This window comes from Egibacteraceae bacterium, from assembly GCA_035540635.1.
GTDB lineage: Bacteria > Actinomycetota > Nitriliruptoria > Euzebyales > Egibacteraceae > DATLGH01.
The window spans coordinates 23204-36898 of sequence record DATLGH010000059.1 but is presented as its reverse complement, the minus strand read 5'-3'; the positions used below and the strand labels follow the sequence as shown (position 1 = coordinate 36898).

16 protein-coding genes are annotated in these 13695 nt (G+C 72.8%); 13 read left to right on the top strand and 3 right to left on the bottom strand.

All coding sequences use genetic code 11. The features are described 5' to 3' along the window. Positions 1–13: 13 nt before the first annotated feature. From VM324_10075 to gcvPB, 9 genes are all read left to right on the top strand, one after another. The gene (locus VM324_10075; GenBank protein HVL99625.1) at positions 14–805 is read left to right on the top strand and encodes a DUF881 domain-containing protein; all 792 of its coding nucleotides are present in this window, start codon (positions 14–16) and stop codon (positions 803–805) included. A 58-nt stretch (positions 806–863) separates the two neighbouring features. Continuing rightward, complete coding sequence (gene gcvH, locus VM324_10070) at positions 864–1244, top strand: glycine cleavage system protein GcvH (protein HVL99624.1); 381 nt, start codon at positions 864–866, stop codon at positions 1242–1244. A gap of 64 nt (positions 1245–1308) precedes the next feature. After that, the gene (locus VM324_10065; protein HVL99623.1) at positions 1309–1836 is read left to right on the top strand and encodes an FHA domain-containing protein; all 528 of its coding nucleotides are present in this window, start codon (positions 1309–1311) and stop codon (positions 1834–1836) included. A gap of 15 nt (positions 1837–1851) precedes the next feature. Then, positions 1852–2622 (top strand): MerR family transcriptional regulator, encoded by a 771-nt coding sequence (locus VM324_10060; protein ID HVL99622.1) that lies wholly within the window; start codon positions 1852–1854, stop codon positions 2620–2622. A gap of 5 nt (positions 2623–2627) precedes the next feature. Beyond that, entirely contained in the window at positions 2628–3779 is a 1152-nt protein-coding gene (locus tag VM324_10055; protein HVL99621.1) for a D-alanyl-D-alanine carboxypeptidase family protein, read from the top strand. A gap of 109 nt (positions 3780–3888) precedes the next feature. Continuing rightward, positions 3889–4359 carry a bifunctional nuclease family protein gene (locus tag VM324_10050; protein HVL99620.1) on the top strand — a complete coding sequence of 157 codons (471 nt, stop codon included), beginning with the start codon at positions 3889–3891 and terminating at the stop codon, positions 4357–4359. A gap of 207 nt (positions 4360–4566) precedes the next feature. Next, complete coding sequence (locus tag VM324_10045; GenBank protein ID HVL99619.1) at positions 4567–5100, top strand: MerR family transcriptional regulator; 534 nt, start codon at positions 4567–4569, stop codon at positions 5098–5100. Between the two features lie 128 nt (positions 5101–5228). Further along, entirely contained in the window at positions 5229–6599 is a 1371-nt protein-coding gene (gcvPA, locus tag VM324_10040; protein ID HVL99618.1) for an aminomethyl-transferring glycine dehydrogenase subunit GcvPA, read from the top strand. Beyond that, entirely contained in the window at positions 6599–8074 is a 1476-nt protein-coding gene (gene gcvPB, locus VM324_10035) for an aminomethyl-transferring glycine dehydrogenase subunit GcvPB (GenBank protein HVL99617.1), read from the top strand. Before gcvPA ends, gcvPB begins: the two co-directional genes overlap by 1 nt. 17 nt (positions 8075–8091) lie before the next feature. Here the strand turns inward: gcvPB and VM324_10030 are convergent, their stop codons facing one another. Beyond that, the gene (locus VM324_10030) at positions 8092–8550 is read right to left on the bottom strand and encodes a hypothetical protein (protein ID HVL99616.1); all 459 of its coding nucleotides are present in this window, start codon (positions 8548–8550) and stop codon (positions 8092–8094) included. A gap of 100 nt (positions 8551–8650) precedes the next feature. Between VM324_10030 and VM324_10025 the strand changes: the two genes are divergently transcribed. Then, the gene (locus VM324_10025; protein HVL99615.1) at positions 8651–9247 is read left to right on the top strand and encodes a DNA-formamidopyrimidine glycosylase family protein; all 597 of its coding nucleotides are present in this window, start codon (positions 8651–8653) and stop codon (positions 9245–9247) included. Then, the gene (locus tag VM324_10020; GenBank protein ID HVL99614.1) at positions 9165–9902 is read left to right on the top strand and encodes a SurA N-terminal domain-containing protein; all 738 of its coding nucleotides are present in this window, start codon (positions 9165–9167) and stop codon (positions 9900–9902) included. The genes VM324_10025 and VM324_10020 overlap by 83 nt, the downstream gene beginning before the upstream one ends. Positions 9903–9946: 44 nt before the next feature. Here VM324_10020 and VM324_10015 read toward each other — a convergent pair whose 3' ends face one another. Continuing rightward, entirely contained in the window at positions 9947–11428 is a 1482-nt protein-coding gene (locus VM324_10015; GenBank protein HVL99613.1) for a leucyl aminopeptidase, read from the bottom strand. Positions 11429–11480: 52 nt separating this feature from the next. Continuing rightward, positions 11481–12092 carry a 2,3-diphosphoglycerate-dependent phosphoglycerate mutase gene (locus VM324_10010; GenBank protein HVL99612.1) on the bottom strand — a complete coding sequence of 204 codons (612 nt, stop codon included), beginning with the start codon at positions 12090–12092 and terminating at the stop codon, positions 11481–11483. Between the two features lie 172 nt (positions 12093–12264). Here VM324_10010 and VM324_10005 point away from each other — a divergent pair, with 172 nt between their 5' ends. Then, entirely contained in the window at positions 12265–13209 is a 945-nt protein-coding gene (locus tag VM324_10005) for an acyl-ACP desaturase (protein ID HVL99611.1), read from the top strand. A gap of 57 nt (positions 13210–13266) precedes the next feature. Next, the gene (locus tag VM324_10000) at positions 13267–13686 is read left to right on the top strand and encodes a DUF6098 family protein (GenBank protein HVL99610.1); all 420 of its coding nucleotides are present in this window, start codon (positions 13267–13269) and stop codon (positions 13684–13686) included. The last annotated feature ends 9 nt before the right edge of the window (positions 13687–13695 follow it).

Here is a 13695-nt window from a genome sequence, read left to right as displayed (position 1 = left end):
CGATGGATATGCGATGACCCCTGACGCCGCGCAGCGCAGCGAGGCGGGGACCGCCACCGCCCCCCGCCAGCGCCCCGCTCCCGCTGCCCCCGACCGGCCGCGTCGGCGAGGCACCATGAGCACCGCCGCGATCGCGCTCGCGTGCGGCGTTCTCGGCTTCCTGCTCGTGACCCAGCTGCGCGCCGGCGAGAGCCTCGGCACGCAGCTCGAGGGGGAGCGGGAGGAGGACCTCGCGACGATCCTCGCGAACCTGTCAGCCGAGAGCGACCGGCTCCAGAGCGAGTTCACCGACCTGCGCCTCACGCTCCTCGCCTTCGAGGAGTCCGCGGAGCGTGACGGGCTGGCGATGCGCAACCTCGAGCGCCGACTGCAGGACTTCAGCATCCTCGCCGGCGTCGTGGCCGCCGAGGGGGAAGGGATCGTGCTCACCGTCGACGACCCCCGCGGGGCGCTCGGGCCGGAGCACCTCGTGGACACCGTGCAGGAGCTGCGCGACGCTGGTGCGGAGGCCATCGACGTCAACGGGGTCCGTCTCGTGGTCTCCTCGGCGTTCACTGTGCGCAACAACCGCCTCCTCGTCGACGGCACGCCCGTCACCTCCCCCTACCGGGTCGCCGCCGTCGGGCCGGCCGAGACGATGGCCCGCGCGCTGGCCATCCCCAACGGCGTCGTCGACACCCTCGAGCGGGCCGGCGACGGCGTGACCGCGACCGTCGACTCCCGTGCGCAGCTCACCGTGCCTGCGCGAGGCCAGCCGACGTCGTTCGTTTTCGGCGAGCCGGTCACGGTCGAGGCCGCCGAGTGAGCCGGGGAAGGCGGTAGCATCCCTGGCCGCATCCCGGCGGCGAGGAGGAGAGCGGCACGTGAACCCCGAAGACCTGCGGTACACCCAGGAGCACGAGTGGGCACGCCGGGAAGGCAGCCGGGTGACGGTCGGCATCACCCACTACGCGCAGGACGCGCTCGGCGACGTCGTCTACGTCGACCTGCCGGCGACTGGCACGCGTGTGGAGGCCGGCCAGCCGTTCGGCGAGGTGGAGTCCACGAAGAGCGTCTCGGACCTCTACGCCCCCGTGAACGGCACGATCGTCGAGCGCAACGAAACGCTCGAGTCCGCACCCGAGCTCGTCAACTCCGATCCGTACGGGCAGGGGTGGATGGTCGTGATCGAGGCGGACGACCCGGCAGGCGTCGACGGGCTGCTCCGCGCGGACGACTACAGCAAGCTCACGGAGTCGACATAACCGACGGTACAACGGTCCCGCGGCCACCCCTTCGCCGGTGCTACCATGCCGCGCCAGACTCGACATGCTGCCTGTCGATCGGGTAGGGGAGATGATGTACTGCACGCACTGCGGGCACCAGAACCCCCATGACAGCAACTTCTGCGGCAACTGCGGCCGCCCGCTCGCAACGGCCTCGACGAGCGGGGACACGACGACCGGTGCCCTGCGCGCGGACGACCCCCAGGAAGCCGTCGAGGAGCAGGCGTCCGCGCTCGAAGCCGCGGACATCGTCCGCGACCTCGAACCTGGGACGGCGTTGCTCGTCTCGGCACGGGGACCCAACGAGGGTGCCCGCTTCCTGCTCGACCGCGACGTCGTGTCCGCCGGCCGCCACCCCGACAGCGACATCTTCCTCGACGACATCACCGTGTCGCGCCGCCATGCGGAGTTCCGCCGCGACGCCCAGCGCTTCTGGGTCCACGACGTCGGCAGCCTGAACGGCACCTACGTGAACGGCCGGCGTGCCGACGACCAGATGCTCAACACCGGCGACGAGGTCCAGATCGGCAAGTTCAAGCTCGTCGCCTTCGTGGCTGAGCCCGCGCAGTGAGCCGCAGGTAGGGCTGTGGCGGCGGACGGCTTCACGATCGGCGAGGTGCTCAACCAGCTGAAGGAGGAGTTCGAGGACATCACGATCTCCAAGATCCGGTTCCTCGAGAGCGAAGGGCTCATCTACCCCGACCGCACCGAGTCGGGCTACCGCAAGTTCACCGACGACGACGTCGACCGCCTGCGCTTCATCCTCTCCGCCCAGCGTGACCACTACCTGCCGCTGCGGGTGATCCGCGAGCAGCTCGAACGTCTCGACGCCGGCGAGCCGGCCGGCGATGTCCGGGCGCCAACCGACGACACCGTCGACGGCGACGGCCTGGCGTCGAAGCGCGCCGCCGAGATCGCCCGAGCGCTCGAGGCCGCGGTCGGCGACTCCGGACCTTTGCTCGACCAGCCCGCCGCCCGCGTGTCGTTGTCCCTGCGGGAGCTCTGCGACGCAACCGGTCTGGAAGCGGACGCGGTGAAGTCCCTGCGCGAGTACGGCATCGTCGGCGACCGCGGCGACGACGGGGCAGCGTTCGACGCGGACGACCTGCTCGCCGCGCGCGCCGCCCGCGACCTGCTGCGGCTCGGTCTTGAGCCACGGCACCTGCGCATGTACCGCCAGTTCGTCGACCGTGAGCTCGCCCTCTTCGAGCAGCTCGTGACGCCGCTGCTGCGCCAGCGCAACCCGGAGGCGCGGCGGCAGGCCACCCGCCAGCTCGAGGAGCTCGCCGGGCTCACCGGGCGCATGAAGCGTGCGCTGCTCGTGCGCGCGCTGCGCACCTACGTCCACCGGGGCTAGCGCGGGTGGGGGGGGTTGCACGGTGGCTTGTCGCCGTCGCCGCGGTGCTGCTCGCGCTCGCCGCAGCAGGGGCGCCGGCGTGGGCCCAGCCGCCCCGGGTGACCGCAGCCGGCGCCGTCCTCTGGGACCCCGCCGACCAGCGCGTGCTCTACGGCAGGGACGAGACCGTCAGCCGGCCGATGGCGTCGACGACGAAGATCATGACGACGCTCGTGGCCCTCGAGGCGGGCGCGGGCGACGACGAGCTCGTCGTCTCGCCGGGTGCGGCGGCCCAGCAGGGGGCGAGCCTCGGTCTCGCGGCCGGCCAGCGCATACCGGCGCGCTCGGTCCTCGCCGGCCTCATGCTCCGCAGCGGCAACGACGCCTCGCAGGCCATCGCCGAGCACGTCGCCGGCAGCGAGGCCGCCTTCGTCGGACGCATGAACGCCCGAGCCGCCGAGCTGGGGCTCACCGGCACACAGTTCCTCAACGCCTCGGGGCTGACCGACGACCCCGGGCACCGGGCGACCCCGCTCGACCTCGCCCGGCTCGCCGAGGTCGCCATGGCCCACCCCGACATCGCGGCATGGGCGGGCGCGGCGAGCCTCACTGTCCCCGGCCTGCCGCCGATGACGAATCGCAACGAGCTGATCGGCACCTACCCCGGCGCGACGGGGGTGAAGACGGGCTTCACGAACCTGTCGCGCTACAGCCTCGTCGGCAGCGCCACCCGCGATGGGCGCACCTTCTACGCGGTCGTGCTCCGCAGCGAGGACAGCTTCGGAGACACCGCCCGTCTGCTCGACCACGGGTTCGGCGACTTCCGTCGCGCCGAGCCGGTACAGGCGGGCGCGCCCGTGACCGTCTACCGCTGGGCCGACGCGGCTGTCACGCTCCTGGCCGACGATGCGCTCGGCAGGACCGTGCCGGCCGACGGGCCCGCGGTGACGTGGCGAACCGTCGTCCCGCCGGTCGTCGACCGCCCCGTCGCCGCCGGGTCGGTCCTTGGCGAGGCCCAGCTGCTCATCGACGGCGCGGTCGAGCGGAGCGTCCCCCTGCGGGCGGCCACCGGCGTCGGCGAGGTACCGGAGGCGCCGGCGGCGGTCCGTGCCGGGGCTGCGGTGCAGGAGGCTCTGCGGACGTTCGCGCGCCTGCACGAGATCGACCGCGCAGCGTGACGTGAGGCTCGCGTGCGCGGGGGCCGCCGGGGCGGCCGGGGTTGATTGAGGGGGTCGCAGGGGCAACGTACACTCGCCGTCGTCGACGCTTGCAGCCAAGGAGCGCCTTGTGATCGAGCTGGAGCTGGTGGGAGTGCGGGTCGAGTTGCCGCACAACCAGCCGATCGTGCTGCTGAAGGAGCGCAGCGGCGACCGCTTCCTGCCCATCTGGATCGGGGCGGTGGAGGCGACGTCGATCGCCTTCGCCCTGCAGGGCATCGTTACCGCGCGGCCGATGACCCACGACCTCATGCGCGACCTCCTGTCGCACCTGCGGGTCGTCGTCGACCGCGTCGTCGTGACCGAGCTGCGCGACGGCACCTTCTACGCCGAGATCCAGATGACCCAGGACGGCCAGTCCATCTCCGTGTCGTCGCGCCCGTCGGACGCCATCGCCCTCGCCGTCCGGGCCACCGTGCCGCTCTACGCCGACGAGGCGGTCCTGAGCGAGGCCGGCATCGAGATCGAGGACGAGGACGAGGACGAGGTCGAGCGCTTCAAAGAGTTCCTCGACCAGGTGAGCCCCGAGGACTTCCGGTAGGCCGCGGTCCCGGCTCGCGCACGGCGCCTGCCCAGCACTCCGTCCCGTCCCACCGCCGGAAAACCGCTCGCCGCATTGACCCGTCCCGCCGGTTGCCCTACGGTGATGGCCCGCGTAATCACGGCGGTGAAATACTCGGACGGTGAGGGTGCCGTCGGCGACCCGAGGTGACCGCGTCCGAGCCGCAACCGAGCGAAGGAACGGCTCGTGCCCACGCCGCGCCCCAACCGCTACCTGCGCGACATCCCCCTGCCCGGTCTCGAGGACGCGCAGACCGGCTACCGGGGCCCGGCGGTCTGCAAGATCGCCGGCATCAGCTACCGCCAGCTCGACTACTGGACGACGACCGGCCTCGTCACTCCCTCGGTGCGTGGCGCGGAGGGATCGGGATCCCAGCGCCTGTACTCCTTCGACGACATCGTCCAGCTGAAGGTCATCAAGGGCCTGCTCGACACCGGCGTGAGCCTCCAGCGCATCCGCCAGGCGATCGAGTTCGTCCGTGAGCGGGGTTTGTCGCTCAAGCACCTGACGCTCATGAGCGACGGCCGAAAGGTCTACGCCCTCGACGACAACCGCCAGATCATCGACCTCATCAGCCGCGGCCAGGGCGTGTTCGCCATCGCCGTCGCGCCCCTCTACGAGGAGCTCGAAGCGCGGATCACCGAGCTGCCGGCCGAGCGGGCAGTCCCGCCCGTCACGGGCCGCCGGGGGGGCGCCCGGCGCAGCCAGGCCGGCGGCTGAGAGCGGGCGACCGCCGCCGGAGGCATGTCGCCCGTCTGTCGCCCGCCCTGCCTGAGCGCTCGCGTGCCGGGGGGCGCAGACTAGGCTAGGTTGCGGGGCTTTCGTTCGAACCAGGAGGAGTCGGCCCTGTGCGCTTCGCCCCCCATACCGCCGACGACGTCGCCGCGATGCTCGAGGTCGTCGGCAAGCCGTCGCTCCCCGCGCTGTTCGAGCACCTGCCCGAAGCCGTCCGCGCCCGCGCCGGCGCCGCCATCGACCTGCCCGAAGGGCTGAGCGAGGACGAGGTCGTCGGCCGTCTCGCAGCGCTCGCCGCGGCGAACCACGAGGGCGCGGTGTGCTTCGCGGGCGGCGGCGCCTACGACCACGTGGTGCCCGCGATCGTGCCGGCGCTCGTGTCGCGCGGGGAGCTGCTCACCGCCTACACCCCCTACCAGCCGGAGGTGAGCCAGGGGCTGCTGCAGGCGCTGTTCGAGTACCAGACGGTCATCAGCGAGCTGACCGGCCTGCCGGTGTCCAACGCGAGCCTGTACGACGGCGGCAGCGCGGTGGCCGAGGCGGCGTCGATGGCCTGCGCGGCCACGCGCCGCAACCGGGTGCACCTGTCGTCGGCCCTCGACGCCCCGTCGCGCCAGGTGGTACGCACCTACGGCCATCCTCTCGGCCGCGCGATCGACGAGCTGCCCGTCGACGCCAGCGGCCGCACTCCGGTCGCCGACGTGGCGCCGGACACCGCCGCGGTCGTCCTCGCCCAGCCGAACGCGCTCGGCATCGTCGAGGACGTGCGCAGCTGGGCGGAGGCGGCCCACACCGCGGGCGCCCAGCTCGTGGTGAAGCTCGAGCCGACCGCGGTGGGCCTGCTCGCCACGCCCGGCAGCCAGGGCGCCGACCTCGTCGTCGGAGAGGGCCAGCCGCTCGGGCAGGGCCTCGTCTACGGAGGACCGACCTTCGGTTTTCTCGCCTGCCGCAAGGAGGACGTCCGGCGTCTTCCGGGACGGCTCGTCGGGGAGACCGTCGACCGCCGCGGCCGGCGCGGCTACGTGATGACCCTGCGGCCCCGAGAGCAGGACATCCGGCGGGAGAGGGCCACGAGCAACATCTGCACGAACCAGACGCTCACCGCCGTCGCGGGGCTCGTCTACCTCTCGTGGCTCGGTCCGCAGGGACTGCGCGAGCTGGCCCGCACGTGCCTCGCGCGCGCGCGCCACGCCGCGCAGCGGCTGACCCGTATCGAGGGGGTCGAGCTCGCGGTCGACGGTCCCTTCCTGAAGGAGTTCCCCCTCCGCCTCGACGTGGCCGACCCGCACGCGGTCGTGGCGCGGCTGCACGCGGGCGGCCACCTCGTCGGGCCGGTCGTGCCGGACGGGCCGGCTGCGGGCGCGGTCATGGTCGCCGTCACCGAGCGGCGCACCGCCGAGGAGGTCGAGGGCCTCGCGCGAGCCCTCGAGCTCTGCGCGTTTCCCGACCGGTTCACCTACGGGCCGCTGCAGGAGGCGCGCTGATGCCGGTGATGGGTGACCGCGCGGCTTCCGAGCCGACGATCTTCGACAAGTCCCGCGCGGGCCGGCGGGCGTCAAGCCTGCCGGCGCTCGACGTGCCGCCCGTCGACCCGGCCGAGGCGCTGCCGGGGGTGGAGCTCGCCGCGCAGCCACCTGCGCTGCCCGAGGTCGCCGAGCTCGACCTCGTTCGCCACTTCACCCGGCTGTCGCACCGCAACCACGGCATCGACGTCGGCTTCTACCCCCTCGGGTCATGCTCGATGAAGTACAACCCCCGCCTCGCCGAGTCGGTCGCGGCCTTGCCGGGGTTCCGTGAGCAGCACCCGTGGGCGCCCGACGCCGCGTGCCAGGGCACCCTGGGCCTGCTCGCCGACCTCGAGCGCTGGTTGTGCGCGCTGACCGGGCTGCACGCCGCGACGTTCCAGCCGGCCGCCGGGGCGCACGGCGAGCTCACCGGTCTCCTGCTCATCCGCGCCTACCACGAGGACCGCGGGGACGCCCGGCGCGCCATCGTCGTCCCCGACTCGGCGCACGGCACGAACCCGGCGAGCGCGGCGATGTGCGGCTACGACGTCGTGACGGTCCCCTCCGGCCCGGACGGGCTCGTCGACGTCGGGGCGCTCGAGGAGCTCGTCGACGAGCAGACCGCCGGGCTCATGCTCACCAACCCGAACACCCTCGGGGTGTTCGAGGTGGAGATCGAGCGCATCGCCGCCGCCTGCGCGCGGGTGGGCGCCCTCATGTACTACGACGGCGCGAACTTCAACGCGATCATGGGGCGGGTCCGTCCGGGCGACATGGGCTTCGACGTCGTCCACCTGAACGTGCACAAGACCTTCGCGACCCCCCACGGCGGCGGAGGACCGGGCGCGGGCCCGGTCACCGTGAGCGAGCGGCTGGCGCCGTACCTGCCCGCACCGGTGATCGTGCGCGACCGCGACGGCAGCTACCGGTGGGACACCGACCGGCCGAAGACGATCGGTCGCCTGCACGGCTTCCACGGCAACGTCGCAGTGCTCGTCCGCGCCTACAGCTACCTGCTCTACCACGGGCTGTCGGGTCTGCGTGACGCCAGCGCCCTCGCCGTGCTGAACGCGAACTACGTCGCCTCCCGCGTCGCGAACCACCTGCCCCTCGGGTACCCGCAGCACCAGCCCATGCACGAGTTCGTCGCCACGGGCAAGAGCCTGCGGGGCCACGGGGTGCGGGTGAGCGACCTCGCGAAGCGTCTCATCGACTACGGCTTCCACCCGCCGACGAACTACTTCCCGCTCATCGTCGACGAGGCCCTCATGGTCGAGCCGACGGAGACGGAGACGCCCGAGACGCTCGACGCGTTCGCCGCGGCGTTGTGCGCGATCGTCGAGGAGGCGGCGACCGACCCCGACCTGCTGCGCGACGCGCCGACGACGACACCGGTCGCCCGCCTCGACGAGGCGCGGGCCGCGCGTGACCTCGTGCTGCGCTGGCGTCCCTGAGGATGGCGGGTGGCCAGCTAGACGTCCGGGACGCCGATGCGGATCGCGTCGGCCAGCTCGCCTGACCGGCGCGACCCGATCACGACCTCCTTGCCGTCGACGAGGTGCACCCGCACTCCGCGGTTGCCGCTCACGTTGTAGGCGCGCTTGCCGCGCCCGCCGATCCGGTAGCCCCAGCCGCCGAACTCCCGCATGGGCGAGTACCGCTCGTCGGCGAAGGCGGCGATCTGCTCGAAAGGCAGGTACCTGCCCTTGAGCGGAGGAAACCGCACCCGGACGCCGCCGTCGTCGACGGTGGTGACGAGCCGCACGGCGAGCAGCGCCGCCATGGAGGCGAGCACCGCCACCCCGGCGACGGACTGCCCCCGTCCGCCGCCGGCCACCACGCCCAGCACGACGAAGGCCGCCACCACGACGAAGACCACGAGCATGACGCGGTTGTGCCAGAACGGCTGCACTTCGCGGAACCGGGTCATCGCCCCGTCGCCTCCTTCTCGTAGCGACCGCCCCCCGGACAAGGGGGAATCGCCATGCTCCGGTGATGCACGAGACGCCTGCGCGTGATACTGGCGTGCCATGCCCGAAGGCCACACCACGCACCGGCTCGCGCGCGAGCACCGCCGCGAGCTCGCCGGCCGCACGGTCGCGGTGGCCTCGCCCCAGGGGCGCTTCGCCGCCGGCGCGGCACGACTCGACGGGCGCATCCTGTGCGACGTCGAGGCCCACGGCAAGCACCTGTTCTACCGGTGGGACGGCGGGGGGGACACGTTGCACGTCCACCTCGGGCTCGTGGGCACGTTCCGGACCTTCCGTGGCGACGTCCGACCGCCGGGAGCGGCCACCCGCCTCGCGCTACGCACGGACGAGGTCGCCGTCTACCTCGCCGGTCCGATGGCCTGCGAGCTGCTCGACGCGGGCGAGGAGCAGGCGGTGCGTGCCCGGCTCGGGCCCGACCCCCTGCGCCGGGACGCCGACCCCGGGGCGGCATACGCGGGCGGGAAGGACGGTCTTCTTCTGCCCGGGGCGCCAGCGCGGCGACTGACCTGCACGTGGCCTAGGGTGGTGCGAGAACCCCGACGAAGGTCCGTCCATGCGCATGCTCTCCCGTCTCGTGGCCGTCGCGCTGCTCGCGTTCCTCCTCGTCGCCTGCGGCGGCGACGGCGGCGAAGGTGACGAAACCGCGCAGCGACCGGACCCGACGCCGGACGCCGCGCCGGGTGCCGACCTTCCCGACGGCGTCGCGGCCGTGGTCAACGGCCAGGAGATCAGCGCGCAGGACATCGACGGCCAGATCGCGGCGTTCTCCGAGAACGCCCAGATCGCCGAGGCCATGCAGGGGGCGGAGGGTGAGCAGACGCTGGCCCTGCTGAAGGCGCAGGTGCTGTCGACGACGATCGTCAACCTCATCGCCATCGAATGCGCCGAGGAGCTCGGCGTCCCGGTCACCGACGAGGACATCGCGCAGGCACGCGCAGAGCTCGAGGAGGACGTCGGCGGCTCGCAGGCGCTCGACGAGGCGGTCGCGCGCGAAGGCATGCCCGCCGGGCACCTGGCCGCGCAGCTCCGCGCGCTCGCCGCCCTGCGCAACATCGAAGAGGCCCTCACCGAAGCCGCGGGCGACGAGGCGCAGGAGGCGCCACCGCCCGAGCCCGGCGCGCCTACGGCGGCCGAGGCCCGCGCGCAGCGCTTCGTCAGGGACAAGCTCCTCGAGGCCGACGTCGTCATCAACGACGACTACGGCACCTGGGATGCCGAGACGGGGCGGATCATCCCGCCGGGTGGCGTCCCGAAGGCGCCGGAGCAGCCCCCCTCGCAGCCGAGCAGCTGACTGAGGGGGCGTGCGCGCCGCGCGTCGCAGGGTGGCCGTCCTGATCAGGCGACGCGGCGCTCCAGCCAGGCGAGGAGGGTCCGCACGCCGAAGCCGGTTCCGCCGGCGGGCAGGTGCCCACCGGCCAGCGACCGTGGCAGGAAGGCGGGGCCGGCGATGTCGAGGTGCGCCCACGGGACGTCAGCGGTGAAGCGGCGTAGGAAGAGCCCACCGATGATCGCGCCGCCGCCGGCACCGTCGCCCGTGTTGTTGCAGTCGGCGACGGGGCTGTCGAGCAGGTGCTCGAGGGAGCCCCACAGGGGCAGGGGCCAGACGTCCTCGCCGGCGACCTCGGCCGCCTGCCGCAGCGACGTGACGAGGTCCTCGTCGGTGCCCATGAGCGGCGCGGCGTAGCGGCCGACCGCGGTGATCGCCGACCCGGTCAGGGTCGCGAGGTCCACCATCGCGTCGGGTCCGAGGGCCGCCCCGTAGTCCAGCCCGTCGGCGAGTACGAGGCGCCCCTCGGCGTCCGTGTCGAGCACCTCCACCGTCTGTCCCCCGTGCACGGTGACGACGTCGCCGGGGCGCTGCGCGGTGCCGTCGGGCATGTTCTCGGCGAGGCACAGCAGACCGGTCACGTCGAGGCGCACGCCGATGTCGTCGAGGGCCGAGCACGCCGCGGCGACGGCGGCCGCCCCGGCCATGTCGGACTTCATCTCGTCCATCCCGCCCTCGCGCTTCAGCGAAAGCCCCCCGCTGTCGAAGGTGATGCCCTTGCCGACGAGGACGACGTGGCCGAGGGGGTTGGCGGGACGGTAGCGCAGCTCGACGAGCCGCGGCGGCGCGGTCGACCCGGCGCCCACGGCGAGCAGCCCCCCGAAACCGCCTTCGGCGAGCGCAGCCTCCTCGACAACCTCCGCGTCGCAGCACGCGCCCGCGAGGTCGGCGACCTTGCGTGCAAGATCGGGCGGCCGCTTGCGGTCCGGGGGCAGGTTCACGAGGTCACGGGCCGCGCACGTCGCGCGGGCGTACACGTCCGCCCGGCGCACCGCCCGGCGTGCCTGCGCCAGCCGGCTCGACGGGACGAGGATGACGACCTCGGCAAGGCGCACCACCTCCGGGTCGGTCTTGAACCGCTGGTCACGGTACGCCCCGAGCAGGAAGCCCTCCGCGACGGCCTCGACCGCGGCGGACGTCGAGTGCACCTCCGCGAGGGTCGTGGCGACCCGCTCGACACCGGCGGCGGCTGCCGCCGCCACGCCGGCCGCGCGGCGCAGTCTCGGAGGCTCCGTCTCGTCCATGCGGCCAAGGCCGACGAGGAGCACGCCCCGGCAGGCCAGCCCCGCTCCGGCGTCGCCGGGGCCCGCGATGAGGAGGTGCTGGCCGATGTCGCCCCGGAACTGCGGGGTGATCGGCAGGTCCTCGAGCCCCAGGGCCGCGAGCGCCAGGGCCGCCCCGGGGCCCTCGATACCACCCTTGAAGACCGGTACGACGAGCAGGTCGGCGCGGACCTCGCGGGGGTCGGCAGCCTCGGCGGTGACCTTCACGGTGCAGCGGCCTTCCGGGGTCTCGGCAACGGGCGGGAAGTATAGGGGGCCTTCAGAGGAGCACGCGCTTGTCGACGGGGCGCCCGTCTTCGAGCTCGTACACGAGGGGCACGCCGGTGGGGATCTCCAGGCGCGTGACCGCGTCGGCGTCGAGGCCGTCGAGGTCCTTCACGATCGCCCGGAGCGAGTTGCCGTGCGCGCTCACCAGGACGACGTCGACCTCGTACGTGGCCGGCAGGATGACGCGCTCGAAGTAGGGCATGGCCCGGGCGGTGGTGTCCTTCAGGCTCTCCCCACCGGGCAAGTCGACGTCGTACCCGCGCCGCCAGATGTGCACCTGCTCCTCGCCGAACTCCTCGCGCGCCTCGTCCTTGTTCCTGCCGGTGAGCGCGCCGTAGAAGCGCTCGTTCAGCTCCCACGCTTCGACCTGCGCCAGCTCGGGTTGCCCGAGCGCCTCGAGCACCGTGCGGCCGGTCTCGATCGCCCGCACGAGGGTGGAGGTAAACGCACGGTCGACGCGCACGCCGGCCGCGGCCAGGCGCTCCCCGGCCTTGCGCGCCTCCACCCATCCGGCCTCCGACAGCGGCACGTCGACCCATCCGGTGAAGCGGTTCTCGGCGTTCCAGGTCGACTGGCCGTGGCGGACGAGGATGAGCTGGCTCATGGAGGGTCCTTTCGCGGGCGCGCCCGCACGCTACCGCCGCGGCGGGGGATCGGGCGAGCGCCGGGCGCGCGGCGAGGGTGCGCGAAGAACCGGACACCTTGACGTGTAAGTTACGCCTGCGTAGGTTACGCTCCCGTAAGTCTTTTCAACGCTCCCCGTCGGGAGGATCATCGTGCCGACCCGCTACACGGACCGCGCGCTCATCGCCGAGCTCGAGCCGAAGGCCGAGGAGCTGCTGAACCGCCACGAGAAGGTGGCGAAGGAGTGGTTCCCCCATGAGTACGTCCCGTGGAGTCTCGGCCGCGACTACCCGGCCTTCTTCGACGGCGGTGACGACTGGACGCCTGACCAGCCGCGGGTGACCGGCGTCGCCCAGACGGCGCTCGAGGTCAACCTCCTCACGGAGGACAACCTGCCGAGCTACCACCGCGAGATCCACGAGATGTTCGGCTCCGGCGACGGCGCGTGGATCAACTGGACGCACCGCTGGACCGCCGAGGAGAACCGCCACGGCATCGTGCTGCGCGACTACCTCATCGTCACGCGCAACGTCGACCCGTACGAGCTCGAGCGGCTGCGGATGGACGCGATGCAGAAGGGCTACGACCGGGGGAACAAGGACTCCCTGCGGGGGATGGCCTACGTGGCATTCCAGGAGCTCGCGACCCGCATCAGTCACCGCAACACAGGCCGCTACTCGCAGGACCCCGTCGCCGACCGCATCATGGCCCGGATCTCCGCCGACGAGAACCTCCACATGGTCTTCTACCGCGACATGCTCGCCGCGGCGCTCGAGCTGGACCCGTCGCGTCTCGTCGAGGCGGTCACCGCCGAGGTGGTCGACTTCGCGATGCCCGGCACGGTCATCAAGGGCTTTCAGCGCAAGGCTGTGGAGATCGCGAAGGCGGGCATCTACGACCTGCGCATCCACCACGACGAGGTCGTGTGGCCGCTGCTGCGCCACTGGCGCATCTTCGAGCTCGAAGGCCTCGACGGGGGCGGGGCGAAGGCCCGGGAGCAGCTCGCCGAGCACATGGACAACCTCGACCGGCTGGCCACCCGCTACGAGGAGAAGCGCGCCGCCCGCGCGGCCAAGCAGGCGGCCCAGGCCTCCTGACCATCTCCGGGCGTCGGTAGGGATGAGGGGGACGGCGCCGGGGAATCGTCGGGCGCCATGGACGAGGACCTGCCCGAGCTGCGCACGCTGGCCCAGCTGGCCGAGCATGTCCGCCCCGGCGTCTTCGTGCGGTTCTCCCGCGGGCCCGCCGTCGACCGCGACCGCTGCAGCCGCGACTACGAGAGCGGTCTGGAGCTGCCCGGTCTCTCGGTCAACCCCCTGCAGCCGGAGCCCTGGTGGACCCGCCCGGTCAAGGAGTGGCTCGCCCGCCAGCTCTGCAACTACGTCCACCTCGCCGACGAGGCCGACGACGAGCGCAGGGCCTGGATCCTGGAAGGCGAGGTCGTGGCACGCGGACCCGACAACGAGCCGCTCGTGACCGGCGTCCGGCCGCTCGCCTGGCTGTCCGCGGGGCTCGTCGAGGAGGCCAAGCGGCTCTACGCCGAGCGCTTCGACGTCGCGGAGGACTCGACGTAGCCGCCGGCC